At 70.9% G+C, this 16560-nt stretch carries 20 protein-coding genes; 12 read left to right on the top strand and 8 right to left on the bottom strand.

Features of this window, described 5'->3' with window-relative positions:
• Positions 1 to 189: 189 nt before the first annotated feature.
• The 7 genes from ACU6XJ_RS28460 (at position 190) to ACU6XJ_RS28430 (ending at position 6025) form a co-directional block, all read left to right on the top strand.
• Positions 190 to 699, top strand: a complete 510-nt coding sequence (locus ACU6XJ_RS28460; protein ID WP_476318308.1) for a shikimate kinase — start codon at positions 190 to 192, stop codon at positions 697 to 699.
• Positions 700 to 832: 133 nt separating this feature from the next.
• Positions 833 to 1981 carry a L,D-transpeptidase gene (locus ACU6XJ_RS28455; RefSeq protein ID WP_476318306.1) on the top strand — a complete coding sequence of 383 codons (1149 nt, stop codon included), beginning with the start codon at positions 833 to 835 and terminating at the stop codon, positions 1979 to 1981.
• Between the two features lie 43 nt (positions 1982 to 2024).
• Positions 2025 to 3128 carry a 3-dehydroquinate synthase gene (gene aroB / locus ACU6XJ_RS28450; protein WP_476318304.1) on the top strand — a complete coding sequence of 368 codons (1104 nt, stop codon included), beginning with the start codon at positions 2025 to 2027 and terminating at the stop codon, positions 3126 to 3128.
• Entirely contained in the window at positions 3125 to 3400 is a 276-nt protein-coding gene (locus ACU6XJ_RS28445) for a hypothetical protein (protein WP_476318302.1), read from the top strand. Before aroB ends, ACU6XJ_RS28445 begins: the two co-directional genes overlap by 4 nt.
• A complete protein-coding gene (aroQ, locus tag ACU6XJ_RS28440) occupies positions 3397 to 3843 on the top strand; it encodes a type II 3-dehydroquinate dehydratase (RefSeq protein ID WP_476318300.1) in 447 nt (148 codons plus the stop codon). Before ACU6XJ_RS28445 ends, aroQ begins: the two co-directional genes overlap by 4 nt.
• A gap of 99 nt (positions 3844 to 3942) precedes the next feature.
• Positions 3943 to 5487, top strand: coding sequence for a glycoside hydrolase family protein (locus ACU6XJ_RS28435; protein ID WP_476318298.1), 1545 nt, complete (start codon positions 3943 to 3945; stop codon positions 5485 to 5487).
• Between the two features lie 130 nt (positions 5488 to 5617).
• Positions 5618 to 6025 carry a hypothetical protein gene (locus ACU6XJ_RS28430; RefSeq protein WP_476318296.1) on the top strand — a complete coding sequence of 136 codons (408 nt, stop codon included), beginning with the start codon at positions 5618 to 5620 and terminating at the stop codon, positions 6023 to 6025.
• 9 nt (positions 6026 to 6034) lie between these two features.
• Here the strand turns inward: ACU6XJ_RS28430 and ACU6XJ_RS28425 are convergent, their stop codons facing one another.
• Positions 6035 to 6469: a hypothetical protein gene (locus tag ACU6XJ_RS28425; RefSeq protein WP_476318294.1), complete on the bottom strand. Its 435-nt coding sequence runs from the start codon at positions 6467 to 6469 to the stop codon at positions 6035 to 6037.
• 65 nt (positions 6470 to 6534) lie between these two features.
• Between ACU6XJ_RS28425 and ACU6XJ_RS28420 the strand changes: the two genes are divergently transcribed.
• From ACU6XJ_RS28420 to nusB, 3 genes are all read left to right on the top strand, one after another.
• A complete protein-coding gene (locus ACU6XJ_RS28420) occupies positions 6535 to 7623 on the top strand; it encodes a M24 family metallopeptidase (protein WP_476318292.1) in 1089 nt (362 codons plus the stop codon).
• An 81-nt stretch (positions 7624 to 7704) separates the two neighbouring features.
• Positions 7705 to 8268, top strand: a complete 564-nt coding sequence (gene efp, locus ACU6XJ_RS28415) for an elongation factor P (protein ID WP_476318290.1) — start codon at positions 7705 to 7707, stop codon at positions 8266 to 8268.
• A gap of 1 nt (position 8269) precedes the next feature.
• The gene (nusB, locus tag ACU6XJ_RS28410; protein WP_476318288.1) at positions 8270 to 8689 is read left to right on the top strand and encodes a transcription antitermination factor NusB; all 420 of its coding nucleotides are present in this window, start codon (positions 8270 to 8272) and stop codon (positions 8687 to 8689) included.
• Between the two features lie 74 nt (positions 8690 to 8763).
• On the opposite strand, the gene ACU6XJ_RS28405 is transcribed toward nusB, so the two are convergent.
• Positions 8764 to 9483, bottom strand: a complete 720-nt coding sequence (locus ACU6XJ_RS28405; RefSeq protein ID WP_476318286.1) for a DUF6319 family protein — start codon at positions 9481 to 9483, stop codon at positions 8764 to 8766.
• A 174-nt stretch (positions 9484 to 9657) separates the two neighbouring features.
• On the opposite strand from ACU6XJ_RS28405, the gene ACU6XJ_RS28400 reads away from it, so the two are divergent.
• On the top strand, positions 9658 to 10863 hold the full coding sequence (locus tag ACU6XJ_RS28400; RefSeq protein ID WP_476318284.1) for an MFS transporter: 1206 nt from the start codon (positions 9658 to 9660) through the stop codon (positions 10861 to 10863).
• Between the two features lie 31 nt (positions 10864 to 10894).
• The gene (locus ACU6XJ_RS28395) at positions 10895 to 12067 is read left to right on the top strand and encodes a 4-hydroxybenzoate 3-monooxygenase (RefSeq protein WP_476318282.1); all 1173 of its coding nucleotides are present in this window, start codon (positions 10895 to 10897) and stop codon (positions 12065 to 12067) included.
• Here ACU6XJ_RS28395 and pcaC read toward each other — a convergent pair.
• From pcaC to ACU6XJ_RS28365, 6 genes are read right to left on the bottom strand one after another with little or no spacing between them, the layout of a single operon-like run.
• Complete coding sequence (gene pcaC, locus ACU6XJ_RS28390; protein WP_476318280.1) at positions 12043 to 12465, bottom strand: 4-carboxymuconolactone decarboxylase; 423 nt, start codon at positions 12463 to 12465, stop codon at positions 12043 to 12045. The two genes, ACU6XJ_RS28395 and pcaC, sit on opposite strands and share 25 nt — an antisense overlap.
• Positions 12449 to 13225, bottom strand: a complete 777-nt coding sequence (gene pcaD, locus ACU6XJ_RS28385; protein ID WP_476318278.1) for a 3-oxoadipate enol-lactonase — start codon at positions 13223 to 13225, stop codon at positions 12449 to 12451. Before pcaD ends, pcaC begins: the two co-directional genes overlap by 17 nt.
• A complete protein-coding gene (gene pcaB, locus ACU6XJ_RS28380) occupies positions 13222 to 14559 on the bottom strand; it encodes a 3-carboxy-cis,cis-muconate cycloisomerase (RefSeq protein ID WP_476318276.1) in 1338 nt (445 codons plus the stop codon). The genes pcaD and pcaB overlap by 4 nt, the downstream gene beginning before the upstream one ends.
• Positions 14534 to 15109 (bottom strand): protocatechuate 3,4-dioxygenase subunit alpha, encoded by a 576-nt coding sequence (gene pcaG, locus ACU6XJ_RS28375; protein WP_476318274.1) that lies wholly within the window; start codon positions 15107 to 15109, stop codon positions 14534 to 14536. Before pcaG ends, pcaB begins: the two co-directional genes overlap by 26 nt.
• Entirely contained in the window at positions 15102 to 15839 is a 738-nt protein-coding gene (gene pcaH, locus ACU6XJ_RS28370; RefSeq protein WP_476318272.1) for a protocatechuate 3,4-dioxygenase subunit beta, read from the bottom strand. The genes pcaG and pcaH overlap by 8 nt, the downstream gene beginning before the upstream one ends.
• Positions 15836 to 16543: a CoA-transferase subunit beta gene (locus tag ACU6XJ_RS28365; protein ID WP_476318685.1), complete on the bottom strand. Its 708-nt coding sequence runs from the start codon at positions 16541 to 16543 to the stop codon at positions 15836 to 15838. The genes pcaH and ACU6XJ_RS28365 overlap by 4 nt, the downstream gene beginning before the upstream one ends.
• Positions 16544 to 16560 lie beyond the last annotated feature (17 nt).

Here is a 16560-nt window from a genome sequence, read left to right as displayed (position 1 = left end):
CATGATCAGCGCCGCGCCCACAGCGTGACGGGACGTTCCCATGGAATGTCCTCCCTTGGGCTCAGGAACATCCGGCCGAGGAGTTGGTCAATTTGTCTGTTTCCGGCGGTCAGGGGTGGATGAACAACCTTCGGACACCCGCGGGGGCCGTGGCGCAGGTGGTGAGCAGGCCGAAGGTAGGGTTTCCGGGTGACTTCGCATGGTCCCCTGCTGATCCTCGTCGGCCCGCCGGGTTCGGGTAAGAGCACCGTCGGACGGGCGGTCGCCGAGCGGTTGGGCGTCGAGTTCTCCGACCTCGACGACGACCTCCGGCGCGAGCACGGCGTCGAGGCAGGTGAGCTGGTGGTCACGTTGGGGCGGGAGAAGTTCCAGGAGTCCGAGCGGGAACTGCTGGAGCGCGTGCTGCCCGCGCGCTCGGGAGTGCTCGCGCTCGGCGGCGGCGCACCCACCGCCCCCGGGGTGCCGGAGTTGCTCAAGCCGTATCGGGTGGTCTTCCTCGACGTCGACCTGCACCACCTGCTCAAGCGGGAGGGCCTGGTCACGTTGCACCCGTGGCTGCTGCCCAACCCCCGGGCGCATCTGAAGAAGCTGCTGGACGACCGCAGGCCGGTCTACGAGTCGGTGTCCCAGGCGATCGTGCCGACCAGCGGCAGGCCGGTGGAAGACGTCATCGAGGACGTGCTCGCGGCGCTCGATTAGCGCCGAGTTCCAGGACGTCCCAACGTGGCCCCGAGTCGGGTCACCGATTTGTGACCTCCGTCATTGACAGAACAGTCAACTTTCCCCTCGCCGGCGGCGTCATCTACGCGTAGCACCGGCAAGGGGGAGAAACATGGTGGGGGTAGCACGACGGGCCGTTCTGCTGGTCGCCGCGGGGGCGGCGGCGCTGGCGGTGGCGGGATGCGCGGGGGCGGTCGGACACGGGGCGGTGACGCCGCAGGCGGCGCGGGTATCGGTTCAGCCCGCGGATGGCGCGGCGGCGGTGTCGCCCGCACAGCCGCCGCAGCTGAGCGTGGAGCACGGCAGGCTCGCCGAGGTTCGGCTGGTCAACAGTGAGGGCAAGGCCGTCCAGGGCAAGCTCGCCGAGGACAAGCGCAGCTGGATCGCCACCGAGAAGCTCGGTTACGGAAAGGCCTACAGCTGGTCGGGTGCCGCGGCGGGCGACGACGGCAACCAGGTGCCTATCGCGGGGACGTTCCGCACCGTCAGCCCGGGGAAGCTGGTGGGCGCGGATTTCCTCGCGTTGGCCGACGGCGGGACCTACGGCGTGGCGATGCCGATCCAACTGGACTTCCACGCGCCGGTCACCGACAAGGCGGCGGTGGAGCAGGCGCTGAGCGTCAGCGCGAGCGAACCGGTCGAGGGGGAGTGGGCCTGGCTGGACAACGAACTGGTGGTGTGGCGGCCCAAGACGTACTGGCAGGCGGGCACCAGGGTCGAGGTCACCGCCAACCTGTACGGCGTGCAGGTCGCCAAGAACACCTACGGGCGCAAGGACATCTCGGTGGCCTTCACCATCGGGCGCCACCAGCTGGTCAAGGCCGACACCAAGGCGCACCGGCTGATCGTGGAGCGGGACGGGCAGCAGGTCGCCGACTACCCGGCCAGCTACGGCCTGGAAAGCGACCCGCGGCGGGTCACCCGCAACGGCACCTACTGGGTGATGACCAAGGAGAACACCCACTCCATGGACAACCCCAAGATGGGCTACACCGGCATCGTCGTGCCGTGGGCGCTGCGGCTGTCGCACAACGGCGAGTTCATCCACGGCTACGCACCATCCATTCCGGACCAGGGCAAGGCCAACGTCTCGCACGGCTGCGCGAACCTCTCGCCCGCCAACGCCAAGCTGTACTTCGACGGCGCCCTGATCGGTGACCCGGTGCAGGTCACCGGCGCGCCCATCGACCTGCCCGCGGGCGGCGGCGACCTGTGGGCGGTGCCGTGGGAGCAGTGGCTGGCCAAATCCGCGCTGCGCTGACGACTAGGCTGGACCTCCACTGGACGAAAGCCGAGGGAGAGCGATGTCGGAGCCGGTGCGGATCCGGGTGGCCACCGCGCAGCCCTACGACGTGGTCATCGGCCGCGGACTTCTGGGCGAGCTGACCGAGGCGGTGCGGGGCGGCGGCACCGCCGCGATCGTGCACCAGCCGACGCTGACCACCACCGCGGAGGCCATCCGGGACGAACTGGCCGCCGCCGGTGTGGACGCGCATCGCATCGAGACGCCCGACGCCGAGGACGGCAAGGCGCTGGCCGTCGCCGGGTTCTGCTGGGAGGTCCTCGGCCGGATCGGCCTGGACCGCACCGGCACCGTGGTGTCCGTCGGCGGCGGCGCCACCACCGACCTCGCCGGGTTCGTCGCGGGCACCTGGATGCGCGGTGTCGGCGTGGTGCACGTGCCGACCACTCTGCTGGGCATGGTCGACGCCGCGGTCGGCGGCAAGGCGGGCATCAACACCGAGGCGGGCAAGAACCTCGTGGGGGTGTTCCACGAGCCGAAGGCCGTGCTGGTCGACCTGGCCACCCTGGAGACCCTGCCCCGCAACGAACTGGTCGCGGGCATGGCGGAGGTCGTCAAGGCGGGCTTCATCGCCGACCCGGTGATCCTCGACCTCATCGAGGCCGACCCGGAGGCCGCGATCGACCCCACCGGGGACACCCTCGCCGAGCTGATCCGCCGCGCCATCCAGGTCAAGGCCGATGTGGTCGCCGCCGACCTGCGTGAATCCCATCTGCGGGAGATCCTCAACTACGGGCACACCCTCGGCCACGCCATCGAGCGGCGCGAACGCTACCGGTGGCGGCACGGGGCGGCGGTGTCGGTGGGCATGGTGTTCGCCGCCGAACTGGCTCGCGCCGCCGGGCGGCTCGACGACGACACGGTGCGCCGCCACCGCGAGGTGCTGACCGCGTTGGGTCTGCCCACCTCCTACGAGCCCGACGCGTTGGGCCAGCTCATGGAGGGCATGCGTACCGACAAGAAGAACCGCTCCGGCATGCTGCGGTTCGTGGTGCTCGACGGCTTGGCCAAGCCCGGCAGGCTGGAGGGGCCCGACCCCAGCTTGATCGCCGCCGCCTACGCGGCGATCTCCGGGGAAAGCCGGAGCGGGACGGTGCTGCTGTGACGGCATTCGTGCTCGATGGCGCTGTCCCGGGTGGGCTCGATGCCTGCGAACTCCAGGTTTCCCGACGGGATTCGGGGCGGAGGGGCGCAGCTGTGAACGGGCTTGTGCTCAACGGTCCCTGGGTCGGCGAGCTCACGCTTTTCCGGGGCGATTCGGGGCGGAAGGGTGCTGCTGTGAAGGTGTTGGCGTTCGGCGACCCCGATTCGGGCGCGCTCGGTGCCCGCGAACTCGTGCTTTCCGAGGGAACCCAGAACGGGACGGTGCTGCCGTGAACGTGCTCGTGCTCAACGGCCCCAACCTGGGCAGGCTCGGCACCCGCGAGCCCGCCGTCTACGGCGCCGACACCCACGACGACCTGGCCCGCAGCTGCCGCGACACCGGCAAGGAACTCGGCTTGGACGTGGAGGTCCGGCAGACCGACTCCGAGGCGGAGATGCTCGGCTGGCTGCACGAGGCGGCCGACCACGCGATCCCCGTCGTGCTCAACCCGGCGGCGTGGACGCACTACTCGATCGCGCTGCGGGACGCCTGCGCCATGCTCACCGCCCCGCTGATCGAGGTGCACATCTCCAACGTCCACAAGCGCGAGGAGTTCCGACACCGCAGCTACATCTCCGGAGTGGCCACGGGCGTGATCGCGGGACTGGGCATCACCGGCTACCTGCTGGCCCTGCGGTGGATCGCCGAGAACGGCGTGTCAAGCACGCGGGGTTAACCCACATGGATGATCGTGTGCGCTTAGAATCCCGGTCGTAGGGCGCCAGGCTCACGCTGATGGCGTAAGACAAAGCTCGGGGAAGGCGTCTGGAGCTCCATGTCCTTGCCGCGGGCGGCCATCCGCGCTGCCGCCGTGTCGCTCACCGTGCTCGTCGTCGCCTGCACGGCGGTGAGCAACGGCCAGCAGCCCAGTGGCGACTCCCGCCCCTCCACCGAGCTTGCCCGGCCCTCGCCGGACGCGGAGAAGGAGAAGCAGGAGCGGGCCGCCGCAGCCACCGCAACCGCCCTGCCCGCCGCCGAGCACCCGGGCAGCAACGGCAACGTGGTCCTCTCGGGCGGCGCCGCCGCGCCCTATAACTACGGGCCCACCGTGCTCGCCGAGGGCGGCCGCTACCGCACCTGGTGGTGCAGCCAACTGCCCGGCGCCGGACCCGCGGGCGACGACATCCTGCTCGCCGAGGCACCCTCGCCCGGCGGACCCTTCACCATGGGCGGCGCCCCCGCCCAACCGGTGTTCTCCGGCGGGCCTGCGGGCTCCTTCGACGCCATGCACACCTGCGACCCGTCGGTGATCAGGGTCGAGGGCGTCTACTACCTCTACTACACCGGCGCGGCGGGCGATCACGCCCACGGCAACGGCATCGGGGTCGCCAGCAGCCCCGACGGCGTCACCTGGACCCGGCTCGCGGGCGGGCGGCCGATCGTCGGCGCCGCGGGCGATGTGTTCCGGGACAACACCTACGGCGCGGGCCAACCCGCCGCGTTGTTCCTGGACGGCTGGTTCTACCTGATGTTCACCGACACCACCGGCAAAGCCGCGGGCCACAACGGTGCGGGCCAGTTCGTGTTGCGTTCCCGCAGCGCCGCCTTCGACAGCGGCGTCGAAGCCCTGGGCCCCGACGGCTTCGCCGCGGTCGCGTCGGCCACCTCGCCGCGGACCCGCTCGGTGGTGGACGCCTTCAGCGCCGACTGGATGTGGGTGGACGCCCTCGGCGCGTTCGCCATCGCCCACGAGACCACCGACGGCACCTCGATCAGCTTCTGGGACCGCGAGTTCCGCGCCCACCCCTACCAGCAGTTGCTGATCAAGGGGCCGTGGCGGGAGGGGCCCGGCCTGATCCGCCGCGGCGACGGCCACGCGCCGGTGGACACCGCCGACCCGTGCGGCACGGTGCCCTTCGACGTGCTGCGCGCCACCACCGAGGCCACCGCGCCGACCGGCATCGCCTGGTTCGGGTTGAAGGTCCGCGGCATCCAGGGCTGCGCCCAGCCCGCCGCCGCGGCCGCGGTGCTGGACGGTTTCGCGCTGCCCGCCACCGACCGCACCATCGAGCTGATCGTGGCGGGCGGCCGACTCCGGGTGGAACGCCGCTCCGTCGCGGCGCAGCTAGCCGTGGCGATGCTGCCGACCGCGGTTCCCGCCGTCACCGCGTTGCCCGTGCTGGCCCAGCTTCCCGCGGGCGTTCCCGCCCTGAACGCCGGTGGATACCGGGTGGGCCTCGTCCTGGGCGATGGCAAGCTGTGGGTCGTGGGCTCCGGCGAGATCGCCCGCCTCAACTCATCCCCGGTCACCGAGGTCACCCCCGAGGTCTTCGACGCCCACCCCCGAGGCCCCGACTTGGCTCTGATCCGTCGCCGCTGAGCGACGCCGATCACCCTGAAGTCGCGAAACCGCGACACAAACGTGAGTCATCGAGAAGAGCCGGCTTCGTCGCGGTCGCCTCGCTCGCGGCGGCATTCCTCGGCTTTTGGTCAACCTGACGTCCGAGCTCATGGCTGATATGGACCGCGCTCGGCGTAACCACCGTGGTCTTGGTGGTGCTCAGCGTCTGGGCCTCGGCAGGAACCGCGCCCGGCCGGTGTGCCGCGATCGGATCGGCGAGCTGAAGGACCACATCGCGCAATCAGGACGGCTACTGGCGGAGCTGGAGGATGACCTGCACACGCGGGTGCGTGTCCTCGAGCGGCTTCAGGCCGACGCCGAGCGCTACGAGAAACTGGCGTCACCGCACCGGGAGCAGGCCGAAGCGGTCGAGCAGCTGATCGCCCGCCAGCTTCGCAGGCAGGCCTCGCGCGGGGTCTGGCAGCAGATCCTGTTCCTCGTGCCCGCGTTCGAGCTGGGTTTGGTCGTCAACTGGATCTCAAGCCCCGTGTATCAGTGGATGCTCCGTGTGTTCTGACAAGCAGGCTCAGCTTCGCCCGGCACGGCGAGGCCGGCTGGGAGTGCCGTCGAAGAAGCGCACCACCCCCGCGGGCAGGGGAACCCGGCGGGCCAGCCAGAGGCCGAGGTAAGCGGGGATGATCACCAGCAGGGCGGTGAACGCGGCGCCGCCGGTCAGGGCCTGGCGCAGTGCCTCGGCGCTGGTGAAGTCGACCAGCAGGCCGCGGCCAAGGACGCCGAGGACGCCCGCGACGGGACCGGCGAACAGGCCGGCCTTGAGCCAGGTGGCCCAGTAGTCCCGCCGGGGATGGCGGTGGTCGACCATCGCCCACAGCACCGCCGTGAGGACCAGGACCGCCAGCACCACCGTCCGGACCGGGCCCGTCTGGAGTTTCGCCACTCCCACCGCCGCCAGCGCGTGTAGCAGGGCGAACACCGCGCCTCGGCTCAACCACTCCCGCATATGCCAAGAGTAGGTCCACCACGTTGTGGAGTTCGGCACGGGATACGACGCCGTAGGCTGACCGCATGCCTGAATCGCACGCCCGCCGCCGCGCAGCCCTGCGCTCGCGCCTCCAGGAACAGCAGCTTGACGCACTCCTCGTGACCGATCTGCTCAACATCCGCTACCTGACCGGCTTCACCGGCTCCAACGCCGCGTTGCTGGTCGGTGCGGGCGGTGAGGACGGCACCGTCTTCTGCACCGACGGCCGCTACCTCACCCAGGCTGAGCGTCAGGTTCCGGACCTGGAACGGGTCATCGACCGACCGTGCGATGTGGCGATGACGAAGCGGGCCAAGGACGCCTACCGACGTGTCGGTTTCGAGAGCCACCGCGTCACCGTCGACGGGCTCGGCGCGATCCAGGACGCCGCGGACGGCGTGGACCTGGTGCGCGCCTCGCGGATCGTGGAGACGCTGCGGCTGGTCAAGGACGACGAGGAGATCGAGGCGCTGCGGATGGCCTGCGCGGCGGCGGACCGCGCGCTGGCCGGGCTGATCCGGCACGGTGGGCTGCGGCCCGGCCGCACCGAGCGGGAGGTCGCCCGCGAGTTGGAGACCAGAATGTTCGAGCACGGCGCCAGCAAGCCCGCGTTCGAGACCATCGTCGCCGCGGGCGCCAACTCGGCCATCCCGCACCACCGGCCCACCGACGCGCCGCTGGCCACCGGCGACTTCGTCAAGATGGACTTCGGCGCGCTGGTCGATGGCTACCACTCCGATATGACCCGCACCGTGGTGCTGGGCAAGCCCGCCGACTGGCAGCTTGACGTCTACGAACTGGTGGCCACCGCGCAGGCCGCGGGACGCAAGGCGGTCAAGCCGGGTGCGAACGTGGTCGACGTCGACTCCGCGGCCCGCTCGGTGATCGAGAAGGCGGGCTACGGCGAGCAGTTCCTGCACGGCCTCGGCCACGGCGTCGGCCTCGAGATCCATGAGGCTCCCACGTTGGGCAAGCTGGGCACGGGTACACTCTCCGCGGGTATGACGGTCACCGTCGAGCCGGGTGTGTACCTGGCAGGTAAAGGCGGGGTTCGCATCGAGGACACGCTCGTGGTTCGCGGGGGCGAACCGGAGCTCCTCACCCTGACCACCAAGGAGCTGGTGATCGTCTAGGGAGCCCTCAGCAGGCTTGAACCGGCCCGGGCGACCCGGGCCGGTTTCACATCAGCGGAAAGCACAGGAGAGAGCGCCACCGTGGCCACCACCAACGACCTCAAAAACGGACTGGTCCTCAACCTCGACGGCCAGCTGTGGTCCGTCGTGGAGTTCCAGCACGTCAAGCCCGGCAAGGGCGGCGCTTTCGTGCGCACCAAGCTCAAGGCCGTCCTGTCCGGCAAGGTGGTCGACAAGACCTTCAACGCGGGAACCAAGGTCGAGACGGCCACGGTCGACAAGCGGGACATGACCTTCCTGTACAAGGACGGCGCGGACTTCGTGTTCATGGACACCGACACCTACGACCAGATCACGGTCGGGTCCGAGGTCGTCGGCGGCGCAGCGGACTTCCTGCTGGAGAACGCCAACGCCATGGTCGCCACCCACGAGGGCGCCCCGCTCTATGTCGAGCTGCCCGCCTCGGTCGAGCTGGTGGTCCAGCACACCGACCCCGGCCTGCAGGGCGACCGGGCGACCGGCGGCACCAAGCCCGCCACCCTGGAGACCGGCGCCGAGGTGCAGGTCCCGCTGTTCCTCAACACCGGCGACAAGATTAAGGTCGACACCCGCGACCGCCGGTACCTCGGCCGCGTCAACAGCTGACGTGGGCGCACGGAGCAAGGCACGCAAACGCGCGGTCGACATCCTCTTCGAGGCCGACCTGCGCAACACCGACCCGGTCACACTGCTGGCCGACCGGATCGGCTCACCCGACGTCGCACCCGTCAACGACTACACGGTCGCCCTGGTCGAGGGCGTCACCCAGCACCGCCCCCGCATCGACGACCTGATTGCCGAGCACTCCGAGGGCTGGGCGCTGGGCCGCATGCCCGCGGTCGACCGCGCCGTCCTGCGGCTGGGGCTGTACGAGCTGCTGTGGGCGGGTGACGTGCCGGACGCGGTCGCGATCGACGAGGCGGTGGAAATCGCCAAGTCGCTGTCCACCGACGACTCGCCGCGGTTCGTCAACGGGGTACTCGGCCGCATCGCCAACATCGCCGACCGCCTCCGCGCCACCCTCTAGGAGCGCGACACCGCCCGCCCGGTACAACCGAGAGGGCGGCGTCGGGACTCGTCGCGCCCTGCACGGGAGAGCCGCTACTTCGACAGGTCCTTCAGGGCGCGCTCGGCGGCTTCCAGTTCGGCCTTGAGGGCCTCGATCCGGGCCTTGTGCTGCTCGCGGGTGGTGGCCAGGACGCCCTCGATGGCCTCGGCGATGTCGCCGGGCAGCTCCTTGGCGATCTTGGACATGGCGGCGGGGGCGACCTGCACGGGCCGCACCTTCTTCCGCGCACCCGCCACCTCGGCCAGCCATTCGCCGTCCAAAGTGGAGCTCAGGGTGACGGTGAGTCCGGTGGCGGGCTGCTTGCGCACCGCCGGGGAGTCGCTCACCTGGGTCCTTCCGCCGCTGCGTGGTTTGCGTGCCGGTTTGTCCACCGGGGGATTGTCCGCCTGCTCCGGTTCCTCCGCAGCGGGAACCGCCGACACGGCAGGGGGAGCGGTCGGGGTGATGAGAGGTTCGCCTGGCGGCTCGTCCTGCCGCGCCTTGGCGGGGGTGCGCTTGGGTGCCGCGGCGGGCTTGCGCGCGGGCCGGTCCAGCGTCACCTCCTCGGGCGAGAACGACAGCACGTCCTTGGAGCCCGTCGGCCGCACCTGGATGTAGTCGCCCTCGGGGGGATCGCCGAAGGACAGCACCTTCGCCGAAGCGCCGGACTTCACACCGACGGCGGCCGCCGTGAACCAGACGGTCGGATTGCGCCCCGCGAGGACCTGCTCCCGCAGCAGCTGTTCTTCCTGACCGGACAGTGCACGCGCCATGGTTCACCTCGCAATCGAATTGGTGTGGTGCGCAGCTTGCCCTACACCCCTGACATTCCGCACAGCCGGGTCCGCGTGGCCGTCGAAATTGCGAGGATTGTTGCAGTTCAAGGCCATCAACGGTGACCATGCTCGCGTTGCCGCCGCTCGCGAGGCCTGCGTAAGGTCGGTGCGATGTCGCGCGGCGCCAAGGGTAGCGAACCGGCCCGTCGGGCCTCGCTCTGGTGGATCTTCTTCCTCAACGGCACGGTGCTCGCCGGCTGGGCGCCCCGCATCCCCCTTGTGAAGGAACACCTTCAGCTTTCCGATGCCATGCTGGGTTACGCCCTGTTCGGCGTCGCCGCGGGCTCGCTGCCCGCGCTGCTGCTCACCGGCCGCGCCCTGCGCACGGTGTCGGCCCGCCCCATCTGCCTCTGTTCCGCCGCCGTCCTCGCCGCGGGACTTCCGCTGATCGCACTGGCCACCGGCCCGTTCACGCTGGGTGCCGCGTTGTTCCTGATCGGAGCCGCCAGCGGCAGCCTGGACGTGGCGATGAACACCGCCGCGGTGCAGCTGGAACGCACTCAGCGCCGTACCCTGCTGCCCGCCATGCACGGCGGGTACAGCGCGGGTGTGCTGGTCGGTGCGGCGGCGGGGACCCTCGCCGCGGGCGCCCACCTCGGCATCGGTGTCCACTTCGGACTTGCCGCTGGCACGCTGCTGCTCCTGCTGGCGGCGGTGGCCAGGTCCGTGCCGGGCACCGAGCGGGTCGCGGCCGAACCCGGCAGGCGGCGCCGCGGCGTGAAACCGGCGCTGCCGGTGGTGTTGTTCGCCCTCGCCGCGTTGCTGGCCGAAGGCGTGGTCATCGACTGGGCCCCCGTGCTGGCCCGGCAGGAACGCGGCAGTAGCGCCTTCCTCGCCGCTGCCTGCGTCGCGGTGTTCAGCGCGGCGATGGCCGCCTCCCGGCTGCTCAGCCACCGCATCACCGGGCGCTTCGGTGTCGGCGCGACCGCGCTCGGCGGTGCCGCGTTGATCGCCGCGGCGCTGCCCGCCGCGGTGTGGCAGCCGAGCGTGCCCGTACTGCTGGTGGGGGTGCTGCTGGCCGGGCTGGGGGTGGGGCCGCTGTTCCCGCTGGCCATCAGCATCGCGGGCGCCGAGGCGGGCGACCGCGCGGGCGAGGTCACCGCGGCCTTGTCCGCCTGGGGATACCTGGCGCTGCTCGGCGGGCCGCCGCTGGTGGGCAGCCTGTCCGAGGCACTCCGGCTGCCCGCCGCGTTGTTGTCGGTCACGGCCGCGGCGGGCCTCCTGGCCGTGATCACGGGACTTTTCATACGGAAGCGCAGCCAATTCCTTCCGCACGTCGGAAGTCATGTCGTCGAAGAGCCCGACCCGGCAAGGTAGAAGAAGGCAACAGATCCGGAGGGAACGTCGCATGCGCACACAGGTGGGAATCGTGGGCGCCGGGCCCGCCGGGTTGCTGCTCTCGCACCTTCTGCACCTGCGGGGCATCTCCTCGGTGGTGCTGGAACGCCGCAGCCAGTCCTACATCCTCGGCCGGGTCCGCGCCGGCGTGCTGGAGCAGGGCACCGTCGAACTGCTCCGCGACGCGGGCCTGGCCGAACGCCTCGACCGGGAGGGCATGGTCCACCACGGCCTGGAACTGCGCTTCGGCGGTGTGGGACACCGCATCCCGCTGAGCGAACTCACCGGCGGTCGCACCATCACCATCTACGGCCAACAGGAGGTCGTCAAAGACCTCATCGCCGCCCGCCAAAATGCAGGCGGACAGCTGGCGTTCGAGGTGGACGACGTGAGCGTGCACGACCTCGACACCGGCTCCCCGCTGATCCGATACCAGGCCAACGGAAGACGCCAGCAGTTGGTGTGCGACTTCGTCGCGGGCTGTGACGGCTTCCACGGGGTGTGCCGTTCCGCCGTGCCGGATCTGCGCGGCTACCAGCGGGACTACCCCTACGGTTGGCTCGGGGTGCTCGCCGCGGTGGCGCCGTCCACGGAGGAGCTGATCTACGCCTACCACGAGCGCGGATTCGCCATGCACAGCATGCGTTCGCCGACGCTGAGCCGCTTCTACCTCCAGGTCGGATCGGACGACACCGTCGAGAACTGGCCGGACGACCGGATCTGGGACGAACTGGGCGTGCGGTTGGCCACTGTGGACGGTTGGGAACTGCGCAGCGGACCGGTGGTGGAGAAGAGCATCACCGCCATGCGCGGCTTCGTGGCCGAGCCGATGCGGCACGGGCGCCTGTTCCTGGCGGGCGACTCGGCGCACATCGTGCCGCCCGCGGGCGCCAAGGGCCTCAACCTCGCCGTCGCCGATGTCCGGCTATTGGCCAGGGCGCTGGGGGAGTACTACGCGAGGCGCGACACCACGCTGCTGGACAGCTACTCGCAGGACTGCCTGCGGCGGGTGTGGCGGGTACAGGACTTCGCGAACTGGATGACCACACTGCTGCACCGCGAACCCGGCGAACAGGGCGCCTTCGACGGGAAGCTGCAACTGGCCCGGCTGGCGGGCGTCGTCGGCTCGACCGCGGCGGCCACCGCGCTGGCCGAGAACTACGTCGGCCTGCCGCTGGACTGAGCACGTCCGTGGTCGGCGGCGGCCAAGCGCTCGGCTTCGGCGATCACCTTGGCCGCCACCGGGAACGCCGAGTTCGCGGCGGGCAGGCCCGCGTAGAGCCCGGTGTGCAGGAGGACCTCGGCGATTTCCTCTTGGCTCACCCCGTTGCGCAGGGCGGCTTTGACGTGCATCGCAAGCTCGGATTCGCGCCCCAACGCGGTGAGCACGGCCAGCGTGACGCAGCTTCGGGTGCGACGGTCCAGTCCCGGCCGGTCCCACACCTCGCCCCAGGCGTAGCGGGTGATGAAGTCCTGAAAGTCCGCGGTGAACGGCGTCGTCGCGGCGACGGCGTTGTCGACGTGCTCGTCGCCGAGCACCTCGCGGCGCACCCGCATGCCGCGGTCATGGGCGTCGGTCACGGTCTGCCTCCAGGTGTTCCAGCAGCAGCCTGGTCACCTGCTCTGGCTGCTCCACGTTGGCCAGGTGCGCCGCGCCGGGCACGATCTCCAGCCGCGCGTTCGGGATCGCCGAGGCGATGGCCTTGCCGTGCTCGGGTGGCAGCGCGATGTCGTCGGCGCCCGCGATGACCAGTGTCGGCGCGGCGATCAGCGGCAGCCTGCCACGCAGGTCCATCTCCCGCAGCGCGGCACAGCAGCCGAGGTAACCCTCGTCGGGGGTGGCGACCAGCATCCGCCGGTGCGCGGCGACCACCTCGGGGTCCCGCGTGCGGAACGCGGATGTGAACCAGCGCTCCAACGCCGCGTCCGCGATGCCTTCGGTGCCCTTCGCCCGCACCGCCTCCATCCGCCGTGTCCACGCCTCGGGCTGGTCGGGGAAGGCGGAGGTGCACATCAGCACCAGCCGGTCCACCCGCCATGGGGCGTGCGCGGCCAGCCACATGCCGGTCATGCCGCCCAGCGACAGGCCGCAGAACGAGGCCCGCACGATGTGCAGTTCGTTGAGCAGCGCCACCACATCGCGGCCGAGGTCCTCGATGGCGTACGGGCCTGGCGGCACCGGTGGACCGAGGTGCCCGCGGTGCTCGTAACGCAGCACCCGGAACCGGGCGGTCAAGGCCGCAAGCTGCGGCTCCCACAGGTCCGAGGTGGTGCCGATGGCGTTGGACAGCACCAGCACCGGAGCGTCCTGGGGCCCGTCCAACCGGTGTGCGGGGATCACGGCCGCTCCTGGTGGGCGGCCAGCACGCGGTCGATGAAGACCCCGGCAGAGCCGAGGTAGCCGGCGGGCCGCAGCGCGTCGTCCACTTCGGACGCATCCAGGTGCTCGGTGACGGTCTTGTCGGCGAGTAGCACCTCTCGCAACGGGAGGCGTTCGTGCTCGGCCTGCCTGCTCAGCGACGCGACGAGTTCCTCGGCGCTCGAGCGGCCCAGAGCGGGGGCGAGCAGCGACACGATCTTCTCCGCGAGCGGCAGACCGCCGGTGGCATCCACATTGACCCGCATCCGGGCCGCGTCCACCCGCAATCCGGGCAGTACCTCGCGCAGCCTGCGCGCGGCGCCCGCGACCAGCCGCAGCGCCTCGGCCAGCACCTCCCACTCGGCGTGCCAGGCTCCCGCGGCGCGCTCGTGCTCGGCGAGCATCGAGCCGTACAGGGTGGCGGCCAACGCGGGCACCCGCCGGGCGGCGGCGACCACCGCCACCGAGCCCGCGGGGTTGCGCTTGTGCGGCATGGTGGACGAGCCGCCGCCCGTACCTTCGGCGACCTCGCCGACCTCGGTCTGCGCCAGCAGCACGATATCCTGCGCGATCTTGCCCAGCGCGCCCGCCGTCTCGGCCAGCGCGGCGCCGAGACCGGTGACCGGCCAGCGGGTGCCGTGCCAGGGCAGGAGCGGCTCGGCCAGGTCCAACTCGGCGGCGAACGCCGACAGCACCGCGGGCCCCGCTTCGCCCAGGGAGGCCAACGTGCCCGACGCACCACCGAACTGAACCGGCAGCGCGGCAACCGCGTCGGCCAGGCTGGTGCAGGCGTGGTCCACACCGGACAGCCACACCGCGGCCTTGAAGCCGAAGGTGATCGGCACGGCGTTTTGCAGCAGTGTCCGGCCGGGCATCAGCGTGCCGCGGTGCTCCTGGGCCAGGTCGGCGCAGGCCGTGGCGATCGCGTCCAGGTCTTGGCGCACCGGCCCCAGCACCTCGCGGGCCAGCAGCACCATCGCGGTGTCCAGGATGTCCTGGCTGGTGGCGCCGCGGTGCACCGCGTCCGCCGCGTCCTCATCGACCTTGGCTCGCAGCGCCCACACCAGCGGCGGCACCGGGTTGCCCGTGGACGCCGCGGACCGCACGATCTCCGCGACGTCGAAGCCGTCGACGTCGCAGGCCGCGACGACCATGTCGGCGGCCTTGGCGTCGACCACGCCCGCCGTCTCGCATGCCCTGGCCAGCGCGGCCTCCACATCGAACAGCGCCCGCACCCAATCCGCCGCCGACAGGGCGGACGCACCGAAGACGCCGTCGAAGGGGCCGGGGTCAGAGGTCGAAGAAGGTGGTCTCATGAGCGCCCTGCAGTCGGATGTCGAAGCGGTAGCCGTCCTCCCAGACCTGTGCGACCAGACTGGAGCGGGCCTGCTCGTCCAGCGCGGACAGCACCGGGTCGGTGCGGTTGGCTTCGGGCTCGTCGCCGAAGTAGATCCTGGTCACGACCTGTTTGAGCAGGCCGCGGGCGAACACGGTGACCGCGATGTGCGGTGCCTCCAGCACCCCGCCGGGCGCGGGCACCCGGCCCGGTTTGACCGTGACGATCCGGTACCGCCCCGCAGTGTCGGTTCCGCAGCGGCCGAACCCGCACAGGCCGGGGGAGGGGCCGCGCGGGTCGTCGGGGTGGTCGAAGCGGCCGTGCTCGTCGGCCTGCCAGGTCTCCACCACGGCATCCGGGATCGGCTCGCCCGCACCGTCGATCACCAAGCCGGAGATGACGATCGCGCCGGGGTGGTCCGTCGGCACGACGAACGGCCCGTCCGGCCAGGTCAAGCCGATCGCGAAGTACGGTCCGACGGTCTGCGACGGGGTGACGGGCAGCTTCGATTGTCCACAGTGGTCAATCATCGTGCTCGTCCTCCATCGGGGTGGCCTCCCTGCCCCGCAGCACGATGTCGAACCGGTAGGCCAGCGCCCACTCCGGCACCGTGCGCTCATGGTCGAACTCGCAGATCAGGCGCTCGCGGACCGCCGGGTCGCGAACCGCGTTGAAGATCGGGTCCTGGGAGAACAGCGGATCGCCCGGGAAGTACATCTGGGTCACCAGCCGCTGGGTGAAGGAGCGGCCGAACACCGAGAAGTGAATGTGCGCGGGCCGCCACGCGTTGTGGTGGTTGGGCCAGGGATAGGCGCCGGGCCGGATCGTGGTGAACTCGAACTCGCCGTCCGCGCCGGTCAGGCACCGGCCCGCACCCGAGAAGTTGGGGTCTAGCGGCGCCGGGTGGTGGTCGCGGTGGTGGGCGTAGCGGCCCGCGGCGTTGGCCTGCCACACCTCCACCAGCGTGTGCGGCACCGGGCGGGCGTTCTCGTCCAGCACCCGGCCGTGCACGATGATCCGCTCGCCGATCGGCTGCCCCGCGTGCTGCCCGGTCAGGTCGTTGTCGCCGGGTGCGACCCGGTCCTCGCCCAGCACCGGACCGGTGATCTCGGTGAGCAGATGCGGCAGCGGCACCAGCGGTTTGCTGGGCACGCGCAGCAGGGTGGAGCGGTATTCGGTGACGTCGTAGGGCGGGTGGACCAGCGCGGACTCCCGGCGGTAGCCGGGCAGCCGCAGGCCGTTCAACGGGGTAGCCGTCATCGCCTTGCCTCCACAGAGGAGTTGTTCTCCGATGCGGTCTGAAGCTGCCGCAGCGTCAGCAGTTCCGCCTCGGACGGTACGGCGGTCCGATGCGGGTTCTCGGCAACGGCCAGTTGCCATTCGGTTGCGGAGCGGACCTGGTCCGGCTCGACGCCGGGGTGGATGTCGGTCAGGGTGAGCTCACCGGTGTCCTCATCCGGCCGCAGCACCCCGAGATCGGTGATCACCATCTGCGGTCGGCCCGCGGAGGTGACGAAGTCGACCTTCTCGACGAAGCTGCGTCTGCTGTGCCTGGTCACCACGATGACCTCCCGGCAGCAGGCCGCGATCTCCGGTGCGCCGCCCGCACCGGGCAGCCGCACCGCCGGGTCGCGGTAGGAGCCGATGACGGTGGTGTTGAGGTTGCCGAAGCGGTCCAGTTGCGCGGCGCCGAGGAACCCGATGTCGATGCGGCCGGGCTGCAACCAGTAGTTGAACATCTCCGGCACGCTGACCACCGCGTCGGCGGTCTCGGCAAGCACACCGTCCCCGATGGACAGTGGGAGCCGGGGCGGTTTGGCGCCGATCGTGCCGGATTCGTAGATCAGCACCAGGTCCGGAGCGTGCAGCCTGCGCGCCAGATTCGCCGCCGTGCTGGGCAGTCCGATGCCGACGAAACAGCGGGCGCCATTGCGCAGTTGCCGGGCGGCGGCGATGGTCATCATCTCGTCCGGGCGGTACT

It is taken from the genome of Actinorectispora metalli, from assembly GCF_056323685.1.
Note: the sequence above shows the minus strand (reverse complement) of the source record. Positions and strands in the feature narration are given on the sequence as shown.